Genomic DNA, 18,549 nt, shown 5'->3' on the forward strand with positions numbered 1-18,549 from the left:
TCAATTGATTGGTCAGATTTAGACGACCGTAAAGCGCATTTTCTTTTACGCGCGGCAATATCTCTGAAAGGTCGGCCCATCACACTTTATCAAGAAGTACACTGCAACAAGACCAAAGAGAAACCCGCTACACACAAGGCATTCTTAAAGACATTACACGCCATGTTACCTTCATATTGCCGACCCATTATCGTCACCGATGCAGGGTATAAATCGCCTTGGTTTAGAGAAGTTAGGGCCCTAGGATGGGACATTGTTGGGCGTATCCGCAAGCCACATCTTTACTCGCTTGATAGAGGAAATACGTGGCAATGCATTCGTCATCTTTACGCACAAGCAACCTGTCGACCGAAGCGTTTTGATAACAGCCAAATAGTTAGGAGCAACCCCTTTACCTGCACGCTAGTTCTGTTTAAACAGAAATCTAAAGGACGTCATGCTTCAAATCCAGATGGTACACGCAAAGCCTCAAAGCGCTCAAAAGTGCATGCACAAGGTGCAAAAGACCCGTGGCTATTAGCCACATCACTGGCGTCTCACCGAAGCTTATCGAAACAGGTCGTTGCTATTTATCGCCAGCGTATGCAGATTGAAGAAGGCTTTAGAGACATGAAAAGTACGAAGTTCGGACTTGGCTATGAACAGAATAAAAGCGTGAAAAAGCAGCGTCTAACAATACTGGTATTGCTGACGACGTTAGCGTCACTCGTGGCTATATTACTGGGTATGGTGCTCGTCTCATCGAATAGGCATCGGCGCTTCCAAGCCAATACCGAAACCAGAAGCGTGCTGTCATTCCATTACCTTGGACTCAGGGCTGTCGCTTGTCGAATACGATTTACTATGCGACAGTGGAAAGCTGCACTCAAGTGGTACAGCTCCATAGTTGACGCAGCCTGGGCTGAAGGAACATGAAATTAAATTCGTGGGGATCCCTCAGGGTCAGAGTACTTTACATACTGAAAAAAGTACTCTGACCCCATTAACTTTAGCAGTCGCCACCGCCGCCGGCATCACTGCCACAAGACGAGCTTGAGCTGCTGGTTGGCGTGTAAATGGCTGCGCTACTGTCTCCGTGGGAACCAGACTTACTGCCGCCAGTCTTTGTGGCAAACGACACTAAGAACACCAATGTACACAGAGCAATAATAGCGATAGATGCTTTCCACTCACCTGTTGTAGTGCCCGCGTAGCATGCGTATGCAGCCACGGCTAAACTCACAAGCCTTACTAGTAACCTCATAACGTCCTCCTTGTCACTGAAAGGTTATTAGAGAAAATTAAAGTACTCTGACCCCAATTTTGCGGGGTTAAGATGGGGGCAGAAATGTACTCTGACCCCATTATTTGGGACTATTTAACGATGGTCATTTCTTCGATAAGGTTTGTTGCACCGTCAACGTATTCCATTACCCATAGCATGTAGCGCGAGTCTACGTGAATGGTGCGGGTTGTTTTCGGATCAAAGTCCCAATCTGAGTTAACGCTTTCAAATGTACCGTCAAATAACAAACCAATTAGCTCTGCTTTTGCGTTAAGCGTTGCTGAGCCTGAGTTACCGCCTGTAGAATCTAAGTCCGTTAGGAAGTTAACCGGTACGCTATTGATGTCTTCAAGTTTGTACGGACCGTACTTCTTATCTTCAATAAGCTCAAGTTGCTTTTTCGGTGAATCAAACGGTGTTTCGCCGGTATCTTTTTCCGTAATGCCTTCAAGACGAGTGAACGGTTCGTAGATAAGGCCATCTTTTGGAGAGCCGCCCATCACATTACCGTAAGTCACACGAAGCGTGCTGTTTGCATCTGGGTAAGCAAGGCTACCCAAAGATTTTTGCCACTCAATAATAGCACTCATGTATTTAGGACGAAGTGCAGCAGCTTTACCGCTAAGCGTTTTGCTTTTATCTTCAATTGCCATTTCGGTATCAAATAGCGCAACGGCAAGTTTTATGAATGGGTCATTGCTGTTTTCAAAATCAGCACGGCTTGCGGTTAACCATTTTAAGCGCTTCTCAGTGCTGGTAAGTGAAGTATTGTCATAAAACGCTTTTAACTTTTTATGAAGTGTTTTGCTGTCTGTATTACCATCAATGCCTACTGCTTTATCGAAAGCCGCAACTCGGTTCTCTTCAGGCTGTTCTAGGTACATGCTTATCATCTTTTGCCACACAGCTTGATCAACAACTGGGTCAAAACGGCGTTCTATACGCTCTGCGCTTTCTTTAAGGCGAATTTGATCGCGCTCTTGATACCCACGTTCGCGCTCTGCATCTGGCTTTTCTCTTTCAATTGCATTGCGATAAAGGGTTTGAGCAGAAGATAAAAGCTGTGCGCGACTTAGGTTGTTGTACCAGAAGTTTTGCTTGTTCATCTGCATTTGTTCAGCACTAACCGCATCAAGAGCGGCCAATGCTTGCTTCAGTTCACTCTTACCATTTTTATCTAGCCATGCTGCTAGTTGCTCCTCACGCTCGGCTCGGCGAGGAACAAGCCCGACACGCTTAGCACCAGAAAGCTGGCCTAAGGTATTTTTGTGAAAGTTATTCAGGCCAGCAAGCGTTGCTTCATATTTAATGCGCGCATCGCTTCCTTCTTCAGACGAGCTTTCAATGGTCTTGATCCATTCGTCTACCAGTTCAAGGTAAGTAGGGTACAGCCAATCAAACATGTACGAAACTTGCGACAAACGGGCATAGCGGTTTGTAGAACCAGGGTATCCCGCTGCCATAACAAAATCACCGTCTTCAAGGCCAGCAGCCGATACTTTTAGGAAATGATCAGGTTCAAACGGCACGTTGTCTTCACTGTAATCAGCTGGTTTCCCATCTTTACCAACGTAAGCGCGATAGAAAGAGAAGTCACCGGTGTGACGAGGCCACATCCAGTTATCTACATCACCACCGTATTTCCCGATAGAGTCAGCAGGCGCATAGGCTATGCGCACGTCACGAATTTCCATTTGCTTAATCAGTTTATATTCAAGACCTTGGAAAAATGAAGGTACAGAGCAGCGGAAGCCTGCTTCAGATTCACATTCTGCAATGAGTGCTTTGCGATTAGCTTCGATAAGATCGTAGCGCTCACGCCCTTGGACATCATCATCGATACCGCCAATAACTTTGTCGGTTACGTCAGAAAAATCCACAGTAACAAACATGCGAGTACCCGGTGCGGCGGGCAGTTCGTCACCAATTTCTTTTGCTAGAAAACCGTCTTTTAAATAGTTGTTTTCGGGGGTGCTGTTGTATTGTACTGAACCGCGTGCGCAGTGGTGATTGGTTACTGCCAAGCCTTTGTCAGACACAAACGATGCTGAACATCCACCAAGAGAAACAATAGCGCCCATTGGAAACGCGGTTAAGTCGTTAATACTACTTGCAGGAATTTCCAAACCGGTTTCTTTTAAATCGCCAGCAATTGAAGGGAGCTGTTCTGGCGTGAACATGCCTTCCTTAGCATATACCTGCATAGCACTGCCTAGCAATGCGGCAGAAATACAAAATACACTTACTTTAGACATCAGTGATCCTTGTTCTTGTCGTTAATCTCATTGTTATACGTCAGTATTAATAAATACAAAGTTAACGTCTACGTCAACATTGTTATAGTGTAACGATAATATTCTGTGCGCCCTATGAAAAAGTGTATAAAGCACGACGTAAATTTGTTAGGAAGTGTGACTAACTGCAATTGAAAGCATGTATGAATACGCTTGTCGCACAATAAGAAAAGGCGAAAGGAATAACGAAAGGAAAGACAGATAATTCGAACGAAAACAAAAAAGGCAGAGTGTTAACTCTGCCTTTGGAACTTTTTTGAAAAGACTAACTTTCGCTTAAAGCACTGACACCAATGCTTTTGCTAGTGTTTCTACGTTTTCTTGGTTGATGCCCGCAATGTTTACGCGGCTAGAATCAACAAAGTAGACACTGTGCTTTTCACGTACTTCGCGCACTTGCTCAGGTGTGATACACAAGAAAGAGAACATACCTTTTTGGTCGTTCACGAAGCTAAAGTCTTTTGGTGAACCATTATCGTGAAGGTTCTGAACAAGCATGGAACGTAGAGTCTTCATACGGTCGCGCATTTCGTTCACTTCAGACACCCACTCGTTGTTTAGTGCTTCGTCAGCAAGAATGATGTCTACTAGTGCACCACCGTAGCTTGGTGGCATAGAGTAGATGCCGCGTGCGATTGACTGAATTTGACCCTGCGCAATTTTACGGGTTGCTGAATCTTCAGTGATGATAGCTGCAAGACCAACACGCTCGCGATAAAGACCGAAGTTTTTAGAGCAAGACGCCGCTACAATTACTTCTGGAAGATTTTCAACCAACAAACGCATGCCGTACGCATCTTCGTCTAAACCTTCACCGAAACCAAGGTAAGCCACATCGATGAAAGGCAAGAACTCACGCTCTTTCGCTACTTCTAGTACTTCATCCCATTGTGCATTAGTAAGGTCAGCACCTGTTGGGTTGTGACAGCATCCGTGAAGAAGAACGATGTCGCCTTTTTCAGTTTTGCGAAGGGTTTCCATCATAGCGTCGAAACGGATGCTCGCTGATGCTTTATCGAAGTACGGGTAGGTTTCAATTTTAAGGCCCGCAGAGCCGATAAGTGGAATATGGTTAGCCCATGTTGGGTCACTTACCCATACTTTGCCATTTTCATTACAACGCACTAGCAATTCTGAAAGAATACGCAGCGCGCCACAACCACCCGGAGCTTGAACCGCTGCAACGCGGTCAGCAAAAAGTACAGGGCTATTCTTACCTAAAAGCAAAGACAACATACCGTCGATAAAACCTTGGTTGCCCTGAGGCGTAATGTAGGTTTTGCTGGTTTCTTTGTCTAAAAGCACTTTTTGCGCTTTTGCGACACTTGAAAGAATAGGGGTATTACCTTGCTCATCTTTATAAACGCCAACACCTAAATCGATTTTATTTGGGTTGGTGTCTTCACGAAAAGCAGCTGACAGGCCAAGAATTGGATCTGGGGCGAGATGGGGTAATACTTCAAACACGATATGTCCTCACGTTACGTTGGTGTGCAATAATTAGCAGGCAGGCATTATGCCACCGATGGTAGAAAAAACGACCCCTAAAGGTTGAAAATATTTCAATTAATGTGCTTTATAAAGCGTAGACGAAAGTTTCATTTCAAAAATACCTTAAATTGAAAAAGAAAAGGCACGAGTTTCCACTGCTTCTCCTTTGTCTGAGAACCGACGTTCCTTCCAAGTAAGCGTATTATTTTTATCCACCAATAACAAAGTCGATGTACGCGTGCCGTATTTTTCTGTTTGAATGAAAATGGAAGATAACGCCTTTTCCCACTCATAACCTATACCCGTGTCCGGTAGCAGGGCGTCCTCTGCTTTGTTTTCGTGGCGCAAAATATTAAATAAATCGTCATTATTGATTCTGCTTTGCTGCTGCACATAGTCATTTAACGCAGTAACCCCTTGAGTGACTTTTGGCCATGGAGTAGCAATATCAGCATTTGACAGCCCATACACACCGGTATCAATTGAGTGGGTCGAATTGTTTACGTTGTTGTAAACGCGAAGTGCAGTTACATCGCCAAATAGTAAGTTATATCCGTTGTACTGGTGACGAGTTTCTTCAAGGGTAGCTAAATATGCTGACTGTTCGGCATAATCTTTTTGGGCGGGGTTTTGTTTTAGCCAATTAGCAACTAATTCCCCGCGGGATACAGCATTTTTATTGATGTTGTGTGGGTCTCTCACATTGGTAAGTGCTGCAATTTTTCCGTTACGCGTAACACCCATCCAGGTTCCATTAGCTTCTAAATCTTGCCCAGCAAGCAAGTGCGGGTGGCTTTCCCAAAATGTTGATGGTGCAGTTGGTCTTGCGTAAAACTCGTCTCGATTCGCCGCAATTATAAGAGGGTAGTCATCTCGCATTTTGTTTGCGATAAATAAAATACACATTGCGTACTAGTGTCCTTTTCTTAACTTGCTCACCACACATCGCTCAATCGCTTATGTTAACAATTGCGTTACATTTCTATTTTGATTACTCTTCGTCAATGTACGCGCAGTATGATGTGTTACGTCTTAAAACAATATGCGGGTACAAAACAGAAAAAGAAAGCACGAAGGCCTATGAAGTATTAAAAGCAACCTGCCAGTAATGCCATGCCGATGAAGCTCACCAGAATATAAGGCCCTAAAGCAAGCCTTAAATAAAACCCAATATAGAACAAAAGCAGAGCATAATAATAATGACAAAACCCTCGCACCCTAATAACCATTCTCAACCAGCCAGTAAAGTCATCGTAGGGAGCAGTATTCCTCGTAAGTGGCCAAATTGGCTGTCGTCGTTTGCCGCATGGGTACTCACAAAAAGAGGCTGGCAAGTAGAAGGCGAACTGATTAATCAGAAAAAAGCCATACTAGCGGTAGCACCGCATACATCAAACTGGGACTTTTTCATTGGCTTGTTCGTGGTTTTTTCATTCAAGCTGAATATTAACTTTTTTGGCAAACACACCATCTTCAAGCCACCACTAGGTGCCATTGTAAGGAGGTTAGGGGGCATTCCCATTGAAAGAAGCAAAGCCCACGGCGTGGTCACCTCCATTGCAAATAAAATTAAAGACGCTGATCAGCTTATTCTTGCATTAGCGCCTGAAGGTACACGTAGCCCCATTTACCCGTGGAAAACGGGGTTTATGCACATCGCACAGCAAGCCGAAATTCCTATTCAAGTCATAGGGCTGGACTACGCTAGAAAAAGAATTGTATTGGGGCCAATTATTCAGAAAGTGACTAATATAGATGAACAAATGCAAACTATTTATACGTTTTATGATAATGTTTGCGCAAAATATCCTAAAAACTGCATTATAAAGCCATAACCATTTTTGGAAGTGGTATGTACGCATCTGTCTTGCATAGACTAATACAGTGCGTAATTGGCTAGGTCGCAAACATCTATTTTCGGAGCTTCACCCGTGACAAAATTGGGATTCACAACCCGTCAGGTACATTCTGATCGCATGCTAAACACCCCGGAACATGGTGGTGTTCACAGCAGCACATCTAATTCGGTTCTTTTTGAGTTTAAAGATGCGCAAGGCATCATAGATGCGTTTCAAGGCAAGCGCGCAGCTCACGTTTATTCTCGTTCTTCTTCGCCTTCGGTGGCTGCATTACAAAATATGCTAAATGACTTAGAAGGCGGTGTAGGTACGTTATGCTACTCAACCGGTATGGCGGCCATAAGCAGTTCTTTATTTGCCTTGTTAAAGGCGGGCGATCATTTAATTGTAAGCCAATACCTTTTCGGCAACACAAGAAGCTTTTTCGAAACGATTAAAGACTTCGGAGTGCAGGTTACCTACACTGACGTGACCGATATTCAACAAGTTAAAGAAGCGTATCAGCCAAACACAAAAGGTGTCTACACGGAAACCGTCGCAAACCCTGTAACTCAGGTTGCTGATCTTCATGCCATTGGTCAATTCTGTGAAGAGAAGCACATGTTGTTTATGGTTGATAACACCATGACACCGCCGCCAGTTTTCTACGCAAAAGACGTTAAGGCATCACTGGTGTTTTGCTCATTAACCAAATACATAGCAGGTCACGGTAATGTGTTAGGTGGAGCAGTGGTCGATACTGGCAACTTCGACTGGACAAAGTTTGACAACCTCAAGCCTGCTTATCAGGTTGCAGATATTGCGCAATGGGGCATTACTCAAATTAAAAAGAAAGGTCTTCGCGACCTAGGTGCTACATTGGCACCGCAGTCAGCCTCGGCTATTGCATTGGGCATGGAAACCCTTGATTTGCGTTTAACACGAAGCCAGCACAATGCGATGCAGCTAGCAACGTTTTTAGACAATCACCCAAAAGTATCTAAAGTGTTTTATCCAGGTCTTGCCGATCACCCTCAGCATTTCATGGCACGTGAATACCTAAACGGTGGCTACGGAGCAATTTTAAGCTTTGATCTAATTGATGGTGCTGATCCGGTTGCGTTTTTAAACGAGATGGAGCTGGTAATCTGCGCTACCCACTTAGGCGATAATCGCACCCTTGCACTACCTGTGGCACCTACTATTTATTTTGAGAACACGGCAGAAGAACGTGAGCTTATGGGGATTTCCGATACCATGCTACGTATTTCGGTAGGTATTGAAGACACTCAGGATCTGATCGCGGACTTCGAAGCAGCGCTAAACACGATTTAGACAATGTTTTGCTAGGGTAAAGTACAGAAAAAGGGGCTTTCGCCCCTTTTTTATTTTGTTCTAATTGCGTTCAATATGATGAAAGCAATATGTTTGACTGAAATCTGTTAGTCAAAACCTAGCGTGATTTGACCGCGAATTTCACCACTTGGGAATGCGTCTGAGTGGAAGTTTGTGTAAAGACCTCCGTCAGCCATCACGCCCATTTGTTCGGCCGTTAGCGTTGTATTAGCAGGCACGGACCACATTCCATCTGAACCGTCAGTAAGCCCTAGTAATACACCACCATTAACACCCGCTACACCTTCGTGAATGTGCGCCATGTTGGCCGTCATACCAGTTATAGTTACGCTACCGGATAACGCGCCTGTGGATGTGTTAAGTGTAAATGCGCCCGCACCGCTTGCTGTTGTTGTTACTGCAGGCACTTCTTGTAAACCATCGGCAACGATGCCGTACACCTCGATGTTGTCAGGCGTGATCTGACCGCGTATTTCACCACCAGTGAATGCCGCTGTATGTACGTTTACATAGTGACCACCTGATAGTAATAGCGTAGCTGTGGCTTCATCTAGCATTACACTTCCGTCTGTCATCCAAACACCAGCTGTATCTTCGCTTTCCACAAGCCCTACAAGAACGTCTCCATTTACACCAGCGAAGCCTGTGTGAATGTGTGCCATGGTTGCATTTTCGATAGTGGTTACCGCCACAAGGGAAACATTATCGTTGGTCGTGTCGAATAGCGCATAGCCAGAACCCATTGCCATAGTATCTACCGCTGGTACTTCTTGACTGCCACTAAGCGAGAATGTTACTACCGCCGTTGTGTCAGGCACTATTTGGCCACGTACTTCACCACTCGGATTGGCTGTGGTGTGCACGTTTAGATACCACTCGCCGTTAGTTAGTGCGTCTAAGTTGCTAGGTGAAATATTAGTTTCAGCGAGAACATAAGTACCATTACCAGCATCAGTCAGCGGGAAAGCAACCGGCCCGTTCATGCCAATACCACCATCGTGTACGTGCACACCAGTAACGTCAGTCAGGCCTGAAACATCAACGCTTACACTAAATGCAGGTAAATCTTCGTCAATTTCAACCACTGCCGTTGCAGTAGACATAGTATCAACAGCAGGTACTTCTTGTGATCCGCTTAAATTAACGTTGTAAGTCATGTCAGCGTTAAAAGCAGGTGGAGGTGGCGCAAGTCCATCAAGCAGTGCTAATTGAGGTAGGTCGCCGTCCATTGCACCATCTAGTGCGATAGCAGTGTAAATTTCGCCATTTTCCAGTGTTAAGACGCCCGTTTCGATCGCCGCTGTTTTTGTACCAGTAGGCGTAACCGTCACAACGTAGTCACCTTCCGCTAAGCTAACGTAACCTGTTTCAACTAGCTCACCAGTTTCATAGGCAATGTCGGCAAAAGTTGGGTCAACCGCATCAATTTCGCCATCTGCGGTTACGTAAATATCAACGTTACCCGCTGAAGGTGAAGCATGTACAATTCGCACTTTCGCTTCTGTCGCAATTGAGCGAGGCATATCAACTAATACATCTAACTCGGGTGCAGAAAGTACGTTATTCGCTATGGCGGTGTAAGACATGCCTACTTCTAGCGTCAACTCTGCATCGTCAATTGCCACAACACTGTTGTCGCTATCGGCTACCACGTCAATAAGGTAGTCACCTGCTGCAACAGACAAGTAGTCTGTCGTACGAGGGAATTGTATTCCGTCTACCAGCACGATCTCGTTATTTGCTAAAACGTCTACCGCTGGTGCATCGCTGATACCGTGCACTACACGAATTTCGGCACCTGCTTCTGAATCCCATATCTTGAAGCTGCTGTCTCCGTCTGCAGCTAAGAGCGTTACAGGTGAATCTCCGGTACCCACGTTATTAGTTGCGGCAATAAGCAAATCAGCACCGTCAGCTAAGTTAACCGTACCAGAGTCGTATACAACCGTTGTTTCACCTGCCGGTGTAATGCGAATTTGATAATCGCCCGCAGGTACTTGAATCAGATCTGTCGAATCAGTAAATTCAGCGGTGACTAGTGGTTGTTCCGCAGTGATGTCGGTATCTGGCGCAGTGACGTAAATGTCGACCGTTGGTGCCATAGATGCTGCATGTACAATCTGCACCTGTGCATTACCGGCTTCTACGGTGGTTTCCATGCTGGTTACCGTTAATAACGCTAGCGTTTCATCGCTTACATTCCCGACGGCAAAAACATCGTAGTTCATATCTGCTTCTAGCGTTACGTCGGCCTGAAGCACTTCAGCATTTTCACCTGGGAGAATACCGGTAACGCCAATGTCGTAGGTACCTGTTTCCACTTCAAAGCGAGATGAAGCAACTTGATAGTCAACATTCTCTAATCCGTTAAGGATCGCATCATTAGCGGTAACATTAACCATAGGGGCATCAGATGCGGCATGCACAACGCGCACATTTGAATATTCGATAACGGGGGCGGGGACTTCAACAACGTCATCGTCGTCATCGTCAGAGCAGCCGATTAAAAATAGTGGTAAGATTGAGCATGCAAGGAGCGTTTTGGTCCTTCTCATTTTTTGTATCCTCTTTATTGTGTTGTGGCAAACTCGATTACGCGAGGCAAATAAGAGAAGATCATCCTCCTTGCAACATTAACGTAATGTAATGTTTTCAAATAATTCACAAAGATTTCATTTTGCCTACTTTCGTTCTGAAAATTAGAATGGTTACCTCATATTTTTGAGATTTTCATCCAATCTTAATCCGCTAACATAGTTGTGTATTAACCAAACAACGAACATTGGAGTGCGGCATGAAAACAGTTTTAGCTATATTTTCCAGCCTTAGTGGCGAACAAGGCAATTCTTCAAAAATAGCAAACGAATATCTTTCAAAAATTGAAAGTGATGGCTCAGTACATATTAACCGTGTAGATGTAGCCTCATTGGCGCTACCTCACTTAACGGGCGTAGAGATGCAAGCGTGGATGACTGATGCAGCAGAGCGAGATGAGTCTCAACAAGCACTAGCGAAGATCTCGGACGATATTGTTGAAGCAGTAAAAGCGGCTGATGAAATTGTACTGGCAGTGCCAATGTACAACTTTGGTATTCCATCTAGTTTGAAAGCCTACTTCGATCGCATTGCACGAGCGGGCATAACGTTTAAATATACCGAGACTGGCCCTGTTGGTTTGCTGGAAAATAAATCAGCTACGGTTTTTGCTGCTCGCGGTGGAGTTTATGCTGGGTCGGACTTCGATACACAAACGCCATACTTAAAACACTTTTTAAATTTTATTGGAATCAGCGATGTAAAATTCGTTTATGCTGAAGGACTTAACATGGGTGAAGAGCAAGCAAACAAGGCTTTTGCCGGTGCAAGTGAAAAAATTATTGAACTAACTAACGACTAAGCACACTAAATTAGTGCAGTTAGCTAAAACGTAGGAAGTATGTTTTCAGCTAAAAGTGTGTTCCAAGTTGAGTGTGCTTGATTGCCCCGCCTGTTAGGCGGGGCTTTTTTATGCGCAGAGCTTTTACGGCTATGCTTTCAAATGAACAAGAATAAATAATCGAATACCTATTCACCTTTAATGAGTGCTTCTACATCGGCAATGAAGTCAGGGTCTGTAGGTTTAGTCGAGCTAGGGTAATGAGTGATTTGTTTACCTGTGCTGTCAATAAGGTACTTATTAAAGTTCCAAGACGGTGCTTTGCCAGTGGCGTTTTTTAGCATTCGATACATTGGGTCTGCGTCATCACCTTTCACTGATACAGGTTCAAACATAGGGAATTTAACGCCGTAGGTTAGTTCGCATAATTCTGCCGTTTTGCCCTCATCGCTGTCTTCTTGATTGAAGTCGTGTGAAGGGAAACCAAGTACAACAAAGTCCTTATCTTTATAGTTACTGTATAGCGCTTCTAACCCTTCAAATTGTGGCGTAAAACCACAATAGCTGGCAGTGTTAACGACAAGTAGTGTCTTTCCCCCATATTCACTACACAAATTTACCGTCTCTTGCGAGTTAAGCTTACGTTTCATAAATTTAAGTACGCTAGGGCACTCGTTCGCAAAGCTGGCAGATGTGAAAAAGCTGAGCGCGAGAAGCGCCGCTACAATACCTTTTGCTTTCATAGTGTTTTACCTCATCAGTTAATTTTTGTTATTTTGTTGAAGATCATTAGACCTTATTCCAAGACCATAAACGACAATGGTTTACGTTTGGTTCACTATCACACTCGACGAACGTTAGCGCTTTAGCTATGGCTCTGCGTATAATGTTAACGATTTTTACATAACAACGACTTAAAATAATGAAAAAATACTCTTCTTTACTCATCGCGGCTAGCGTTACCTTTGCGTTGGGCGGATGTGCAAGCACCACTAACGAACCCTCTAGCCAAACAACCTCTACATCGCTTCCTGCTGCCACAGTTCAGCAAACCGTTACACCAGATGTAGCATCTCAGAAAAACGTGCAAAAAGGAGAAATTACTTTAAAGCAAATAATGTCAGATCCTCAATGGATGGGCGCGCTACCTGAAGGTATGGGGTGGTCGGTGAATGGCGATAAAATTGTTTTTGAAAAGGAAAGACAAGATAGTGCACTGACAGATGTTTATATTGCAGAACTTTCTAACCCTACAAATGCTGTAAAAGCACCATTGTCCGATTTGCACAAGTACCGCTTTGACGAACGTGTAGTAAGAGATGACGGAGTTATTGCTTATTCATTTGAAGACAGTGTTTATGTGCAGTTTACCAACGGTGAAACCGTGCGTATCGCTCGTGGCGGTAATGCGCTATCAACACTTTCATTTATGACTGATGGTCGCCTTATGGCGTTAAGCGGTAACAAATTCATTGCTATAAACCTATCAAACGGTACTCGCGAAGAATTGTTGAGCTGGGAGTTCAGCGACAAGCCTAAAGCGGTTGAGCCGCCGAAAGACTATATTGCCGAACAGCAGCAGTCGCTGGTGGAATACATCAAGCTGCAGCGTAAAAACAGACAAGACAAAGAAAATGCTCACAAGGCGCTGGCCAAAGAAAACAGTAGCGTGGCCCCAACGCCGTTTTACTTTGATAAGTCGCATCGGTTAGCGGGTATCAGTGTATCCCCTGCGGGTAACTTTGCGGTAGTCGCCACCACTGAAAATAAGCCGACTCGCGATGACAGCGACATCATGCCGCATTATATTCAAGAAGATAGCCGCATTGCTGCAAAGCCGGTACGCCAACGCGTAGCAGATGCAGAATCGGTAAATCACACACTTTGGCTGCTAAATATTAAAACTGGCGAGAAAAGCGAACTTAAATACTTCAATTTGCCTGGTTACAATGATGATGTACTTGCAGACGTAAAAGCAGAGAACGCAAAAGCGAAAGGCACAACTTATGAAGTGAACCGTTTGCCCCGCGACATCACCTTGCTGCAAAGCTGGTACTGGACTAAGCCCTCTATTCGCTGGCATAAAAACGGTAACGCCGTTGCCGTTATGCTAGAAGCGTGGGACAACAAAGACCGCTGGATTGCAACGGTCGATTTAGCAAACAAAACGCTAGAAAACCAACATAGGCTTCATGATGACGCGTGGGTAAACTACCGTTTCAACGCGTTTGATTGGTTAAATGATAGCGAAACGCTTTACTATCAGTCTGAGCATACAGGTTACTCTCACTTATACGTTCAAAAGCCAGGCGGAAAACCTGTCGCGCTTACCAGCGGCCGGTTTATCGTTGACGATTTAACCCTTTCTAGTGATGACAATTATATATACTTTAAAGCTAACATGGAGCATCCAGGGCTTTACGAAGTTTATCGAGCTGATTTAAGCGACAATACCATCGACACCATGACTGATTTGAATGGTATGACAGACTATTCACTTAGCCCTGATGGTAAGAACTTGCTACTAAGCCATAGCAAAGTGAATCAGCCACAAGAGCTTTACATAAAGCCTGCAAATGAAACAGCTGCGGCAAAGCAAATTACACAAAGCACCAGTGCTGATTTCAACGCACTGCCTTGGGCGGTGCCTAACATTGTTGCAATTGAATCGTCGCACACCGATGCACCTATTTACGCTAGGGTATATTTACCTGAGAATTACGACAAGTCAGCGCCAAATAAAGCAGTAGTGTTTAACCACGGTGCAGGTTATTTGCAAAACGCCCACATGGGGTGGTCTGGTTACTTCCGGGAATACATGTTCCACAGCATGCTAGTGCAGCAAGGCTATGTAGTACTTGATATGGACTATCGCGCTAGCGCTGGCTATGGACGCGATTGGCGAACGGCTATTTATCGCCAAATGGGTACGCCTGAAGTGCAAGATTTGCGTGATGGTGTTAACTGGCTTGTTGAAAATGCCAATGTAGATCGTGAACGTATTGGCACATACGGCGGCTCATACGGCGGCTTCTTAACCTTTATGTCTATGTTTACCGCACCAGATTTGTTTGCGGCAGGCGCGGCGCTTCGTCCGGTAACCGATTGGGCGCATTACAACACGCCATATACGGCAAACATACTGAATACGCCTGATATCGATCCCATCGCTTTTGAGCGTAGCTCGCCCATATATTTCGCAGATGGACTAGAAAAGCCATTGCTTATCAATGCGCCTATGGTTGATGACAATGTGTTTTTTCACGACACCGTGCGATTGGTACAGCGTCTTATTGAGCTAGAGAAGGAAGATTTTGAAACAGCTATTTATCCGGTAGAGCCACATGGCTTCGTACAGCCAAGCTCTTGGCTTGATGAATACCGCCGTATCTACAAGCTATTCGAAGAAAACTTATAGGCAGAAATGCGAGTGCAACCCAGTGATTAAGAGCCACTGAGTTGCACACAGCGCGATAGCTATGTAAGACAGATAAAAGCTTACAAAAAAGGCCCAAATTCAACGAATTCGGGCCTTTTTTAATATTATAGTTCTTTTGCTTAAACGCACTTTATCTAATTCGCAACTCAAAGTGCGCAATAAGAGTGACGCTATATCGCTCGAGTTTCTATTTTCTTTTCGCCGTAATAAACATAAGTAAAAAGATTGTGATACCGGTAAGCGCACCGAATAAATGCGCATCTACGGCAACTTTCGCGTCAATCAGGTTTGCAACTTGTTCACTACTACCGTCAATTTGTTCGTATCCCACCTTGATGGCTAAGCCAAGAAGTAATAACCAACCCGACTTCATTTTCTCTTTTATATCAACACAGGCGCCCCATGCGAAAATGCCGTGTAACGCACCAGACAAACCTGCGTACCAAATAAGATCGGGTGAAAATAAGTAAAGTCCAACACTAGTCCCCAAGCAGCACCACACGAAAACTTTTAAGTACAACCCAATGCGATAATGTTCACCATGTAAGGCCCACAACAGCGCCAGACCTGCTAAATTTAAAAGTAGGTGGTAGCCATTGGTATGCACGATATTACCGGTGACTATTCGCCAAGTTTCTAAACCTTGAATGGCATACCTGTCGTAAGCCAAATAATTGCCAGACATAGGCTCAAAGAAAAACGCGACAACGGAGCATAGCGCAATAAAAAGGGGGCCCGCACTATACTTAAGCGAAAACGGCAGTGACATCATCAGTGTTAGTTATTTTTGAATTCAGAATTTGCTGGCTATGATACAGAAATTGCCTACTGGGTGAAAACTGAAGTACACCCGAAATAAAAAAGACGACAGAAAAGGAGTGATCATGTCCTTCATCATTACCGAAAACAATCAGCAGTGCTTAACTATTACGCTGAACCGCACCGACAAGAAAAATGCGCTAACGCGCGATATGTACCAAGAAATGGCGAATGCCATATTAGGTGTTAAGAACGATGGGTTAACGAAAGTGGTGGTGATAAAAGGTGCCGGTGATTGTTTTACCGCAGGTAACGATATTGGCGACTTTGCGCAGCAACAAGATCACGCCCAAGTGCCTGAGACAGCAGCGTTTATGCGTGCACTAGCTGCATGTAACTTACCGGTTATTGCACAGGTTCATGGCTTGGCGGTGGGGATAGGCACAACGCTTTTACTCCACTGCGATTTTGTATACGCAACACCAGATACCCGATTTGTTCTACCGTTCATCAACTTAGGGCTTGTTCCCGAGTATGCATCAAGTTATCTTTTGCCTAAGGTTGCAGGTCATATCAAAGCGGCAGAGTGGTTAATGCTAGGCGAACCTTTTACCTCTGCCGACGCATATCAATTTGGTATTCTGACTAAAATAATCGAAGCGAAAGAGATAGATCAAACTGTTCAATCTACGGTAGAGAAGCTCGTTGCCAAGCCTTCTTTCTCGCTTAGGCAGACTAAAGCATTATTGAAAGGTGACGGGGAACGCACGAACCAACAAATGAACGAAGAGTTTGATATATTTTTAGAAGCGTTGGGCACAACCGCAGCCCAAGAAGCGTTCGATGCGTTTCTAAAAAAACGCCCAATTAACCCCGAAAAATTTAAATAAGAGGAAGTATTATTTTGAGACGCAGTGCTTTGTTCAGAGCTTCAGTAGTTACTCTTGCATTATCTAGTTGCTTCATTTTTGGAGCTAACGCTAAACAAGCTCGCGAAGTTGGTGAGCCTGAAGCGGCTACAGGCTACATAGAGAAAAAGGCTTTTGAAGCCAAAGACTATATGGTAGTGGCGGCAAACCCCTATGCGTCATGGGCGGGGAAGAATATTCTAGAAAAAGGCGGCAGCGCGATAGATGCTGCAGTGGCTGTTCAATCAATGCTTTCTCTGGTTGAACCGCAATCATCAGGCATTGGTGGTGGTGCCTTTATCCTTTACTGGGATAATAAGAACAAAGTACTTCACACCTTCGACGGACGTGAAACCGCGCCCAAAGCTGTCAATTCTCATTGGTTCATTGAAGGTAACAAGCCAATGCGCTGGTTAGATGCCGTAGTTGGCGGTAAGTCAGTAGGCGTGCCTGGTGCAGTAAAAGCGTTAGAAATGGCTCAAAGCGAGTTTGGTAAGCTACCTTGGAATACGCTATTCGACGATACAATTAAAACAGCTGAAGAGGGTTTTAAAGTATCCCCGCGTTTAGCTAAGCTGGTGGCGTTGGACTATCACCCAGGACTTAAAACTTTTCCTGCAAGCTCTACTTACTTCTTTCCAGCAGGTCTCCCTTTAAAAGAGGGCACGGTTAAGAAAAACAAAAAGCTCGCCAAGACGTTAAGAGGTATTGCGGAAAAGGGCAGCGACTATTTATTGAAAGGCGAAGTTGCCGAAAAAATAGTAAAAGCGGTAAACAGCGCTGAAATCAACCCAGGTCAGATGACGTTAGAAGACTTAGCAAGCTACGAGCCTGTGAAACGCGAACCTGTTTGTGGGCTATATCACGAAAAGCGTATCTGCGGTATGGCACCACCTAGCTCTGGTGGTGTGAACGTTTATCAAATTCTCAAAATGTTAGAAGGTTTTGATCTTAGCCAGTACGCGCCGGACTCAGTTGAGTTTGCGAATTTGTACACGCAAGCAAGTGCGCTTTCGTATGCTGATCGCGAGAAGTTTATAGCAGATAGCGATTTTACTAACCTGCCGTTTGCGGCCATGATCAACACTGCCTATCTTGAGCGCCGAGCTGAGAATATTGCTGTAGATAAAGAGTGGCGTCGTAAGCGCGCGGGTAATCCATACGCTGATGCGAATGTAGCGCTTGGTACATCAATGGAACTGCCTAACACCTCACACGTCTCTATCGTAGACAAAGAGGGTAATGCAGTATCAATGACCACAAGCATTGAATTTATGTTTGGTTCTGGGATTATGGTAGAAGGCTTCCTGCTTAACAACCAGCTTACCGACTTTTCATTTTCGCCGACTAAAAACCGCTTTCCTGTACCAAATCGCGTAGAGCCTGGTAAACGCCCTAGAAGCGCGATGAGCCCTACAATGGTGTTCGACAAAGAAGGGAACCTAGAAGTTGTTGTCGGCTCGCCGGGCGGCTCTAGAATTGTAAGCTATGTCGCTCAAACCCTAATTGGTGTTTTAGACTTCGGCTTGGATATTCAACAGGCTATCAACTTACCTAAAATAACTAATAGAAACGACTATACGGCGTTAGAGAAGGGCACGCCGATAGCCGAGCTCGAAGAGCCATTAAAAGCGCTTGGCCACAAGGTTAAAGTAGTAGATTTAAATAGCGGTCTTCACGGAATCCAGTTTAAGTCAGGCAAACTAATTGGCGGTGCAGACCCTCGTAGGGAAGGCATTGCAGTAGGGCGCTAACGCTGAGTTTGCGTAGATAGAACAAGATACAGCAGTATGTTGTTGAGTGAGTGAAAGCGGAAGATTAAAT

14 protein-coding genes are annotated in these 18,549 nt (G+C 44.7%); 7 read left to right on the forward strand and 7 right to left on the reverse strand.

Going from position 1 to position 18,549, the window contains the following annotated elements:
* Positions 1 to 915: IS4 family transposase (locus IW644_RS19105; protein ID WP_269918933.1), on the forward strand; the 915-nt coding region annotated here is incomplete at its 5' end.
* Positions 916 to 988: 73 nt separating this feature from the next.
* Here the strand turns inward: IW644_RS19105 and IW644_RS19110 are convergent.
* The 4 genes from IW644_RS19110 to IW644_RS19125 form a co-directional block, all read right to left on the reverse strand.
* On the reverse strand, positions 989 to 1,243 hold the full coding sequence (locus IW644_RS19110) for a hypothetical protein (protein WP_269918934.1): 255 nt from the start codon (positions 1,241 to 1,243) through the stop codon (positions 989 to 991).
* Between the two features lie 110 nt (positions 1,244 to 1,353).
* Positions 1,354 to 3,519 carry a S46 family peptidase gene (locus IW644_RS19115; protein ID WP_269918935.1) on the reverse strand — a complete coding sequence of 722 codons (2,166 nt, stop codon included), beginning with the start codon at positions 3,517 to 3,519 and terminating at the stop codon, positions 1,354 to 1,356.
* A 315-nt stretch (positions 3,520 to 3,834) separates the two neighbouring features.
* On the reverse strand, positions 3,835 to 5,025 hold the full coding sequence (locus IW644_RS19120) for an amino acid aminotransferase (RefSeq protein WP_269918936.1): 1,191 nt from the start codon (positions 5,023 to 5,025) through the stop codon (positions 3,835 to 3,837).
* 147 nt (positions 5,026 to 5,172) lie between these two features.
* On the reverse strand, positions 5,173 to 5,955 hold the full coding sequence (locus IW644_RS19125; protein WP_269918937.1) for an NRDE family protein: 783 nt from the start codon (positions 5,953 to 5,955) through the stop codon (positions 5,173 to 5,175).
* Between the two features lie 293 nt (positions 5,956 to 6,248).
* Between IW644_RS19125 and IW644_RS19130 the strand changes: the two genes are divergently transcribed.
* On the forward strand, positions 6,249 to 6,884 hold the full coding sequence (locus tag IW644_RS19130) for a 1-acyl-sn-glycerol-3-phosphate acyltransferase (RefSeq protein WP_269918938.1): 636 nt from the start codon (positions 6,249 to 6,251) through the stop codon (positions 6,882 to 6,884).
* 96 nt (positions 6,885 to 6,980) lie between these two features.
* Complete coding sequence (locus IW644_RS19135) at positions 6,981 to 8,222, forward strand: cystathionine gamma-synthase family protein (protein WP_269918939.1); 1,242 nt, start codon at positions 6,981 to 6,983, stop codon at positions 8,220 to 8,222.
* Positions 8,223 to 8,329: 107 nt separating this feature from the next.
* Here IW644_RS19135 and IW644_RS19140 read toward each other — a convergent pair whose 3' ends face one another.
* A complete protein-coding gene (locus tag IW644_RS19140; protein WP_269918940.1) occupies positions 8,330 to 10,798 on the reverse strand; it encodes a CHRD domain-containing protein in 2,469 nt (822 codons plus the stop codon).
* 239 nt (positions 10,799 to 11,037) lie between these two features.
* Between IW644_RS19140 and IW644_RS19145 the strand changes: the two genes are divergently transcribed.
* Positions 11,038 to 11,640 (forward strand): FMN-dependent NADH-azoreductase, encoded by a 603-nt coding sequence (locus IW644_RS19145; RefSeq protein ID WP_269918941.1) that lies wholly within the window; start codon positions 11,038 to 11,040, stop codon positions 11,638 to 11,640.
* Between the two features lie 167 nt (positions 11,641 to 11,807).
* Here IW644_RS19145 and IW644_RS19150 read toward each other — a convergent pair whose 3' ends face one another.
* Entirely contained in the window at positions 11,808 to 12,362 is a 555-nt protein-coding gene (locus tag IW644_RS19150; RefSeq protein WP_269918942.1) for a glutathione peroxidase, read from the reverse strand.
* Between the two features lie 179 nt (positions 12,363 to 12,541).
* Between IW644_RS19150 and IW644_RS19155 the strand changes: the two genes are divergently transcribed.
* Positions 12,542 to 15,037 (forward strand): prolyl oligopeptidase family serine peptidase, encoded by a 2,496-nt coding sequence (locus IW644_RS19155; protein WP_269918943.1) that lies wholly within the window; start codon positions 12,542 to 12,544, stop codon positions 15,035 to 15,037.
* Positions 15,038 to 15,245: 208 nt separating this feature from the next.
* Here the strand turns inward: IW644_RS19155 and rrtA are convergent, their stop codons facing one another.
* A complete protein-coding gene (rrtA, locus tag IW644_RS19160; protein WP_269918944.1) occupies positions 15,246 to 15,830 on the reverse strand; it encodes a rhombosortase in 585 nt (194 codons plus the stop codon).
* A gap of 112 nt (positions 15,831 to 15,942) precedes the next feature.
* Here rrtA and IW644_RS19165 point away from each other — a divergent pair, with 112 nt between their 5' ends.
* Positions 15,943 to 16,707 carry an enoyl-CoA hydratase gene (locus tag IW644_RS19165; protein ID WP_269918945.1) on the forward strand — a complete coding sequence of 255 codons (765 nt, stop codon included), beginning with the start codon at positions 15,943 to 15,945 and terminating at the stop codon, positions 16,705 to 16,707.
* A gap of 14 nt (positions 16,708 to 16,721) precedes the next feature.
* Entirely contained in the window at positions 16,722 to 18,479 is a 1,758-nt protein-coding gene (gene ggt, locus IW644_RS19170; protein ID WP_269918946.1) for a gamma-glutamyltransferase, read from the forward strand.
* The last annotated feature ends 70 nt before the right edge of the window (positions 18,480 to 18,549 follow it).

The sequence above is a fragment of the Alteromonas sp. PRIM-21 genome (assembly GCF_027563165.1).
Classification (GTDB): Bacteria; Pseudomonadota; Gammaproteobacteria; order Enterobacterales; family Alteromonadaceae; genus Alteromonas; species Alteromonas macleodii_A.

What these genes read in the sequence shown, in the direction of transcription:
- IW644_RS19110 (WP_269918934.1), bottom strand. Translation starts at nt 1,243, where the DNA reads ATGAGGTTACTAGTAAGGCTTGTGAGTTTAGCCGTGGCTGCATACGCA.
- IW644_RS19115 (WP_269918935.1), bottom strand. Translation starts at nt 3,519, where the DNA reads ATGTCTAAAGTAAGTGTATTTTGTATTTCTGCCGCATTGCTAGGCAGT.
- IW644_RS19155 (WP_269918943.1), top strand. Translation starts at nt 12,542, where the DNA reads ATGAAAAAATACTCTTCTTTACTCATCGCGGCTAGCGTTACCTTTGCG.
- IW644_RS19145 (WP_269918941.1), top strand. Translation starts at nt 11,038, where the DNA reads ATGAAAACAGTTTTAGCTATATTTTCCAGCCTTAGTGGCGAACAAGGC.
- IW644_RS19140 (WP_269918940.1), bottom strand. Translation starts at nt 10,798, where the DNA reads ATGAGAAGGACCAAAACGCTCCTTGCATGCTCAATCTTACCACTATTT.
- rrtA (WP_269918944.1), bottom strand. Translation starts at nt 15,830, where the DNA reads ATGATGTCACTGCCGTTTTCGCTTAAGTATAGTGCGGGCCCCCTTTTT.
- IW644_RS19150 (WP_269918942.1), bottom strand. Translation starts at nt 12,362, where the DNA reads ATGAAAGCAAAAGGTATTGTAGCGGCGCTTCTCGCGCTCAGCTTTTTC.
- IW644_RS19125 (WP_269918937.1), bottom strand. Translation starts at nt 5,955, where the DNA reads ATGTGTATTTTATTTATCGCAAACAAAATGCGAGATGACTACCCTCTT.
- IW644_RS19165 (WP_269918945.1), top strand. Translation starts at nt 15,943, where the DNA reads ATGTCCTTCATCATTACCGAAAACAATCAGCAGTGCTTAACTATTACG.
- IW644_RS19130 (WP_269918938.1), top strand. Translation starts at nt 6,249, where the DNA reads ATGACAAAACCCTCGCACCCTAATAACCATTCTCAACCAGCCAGTAAA.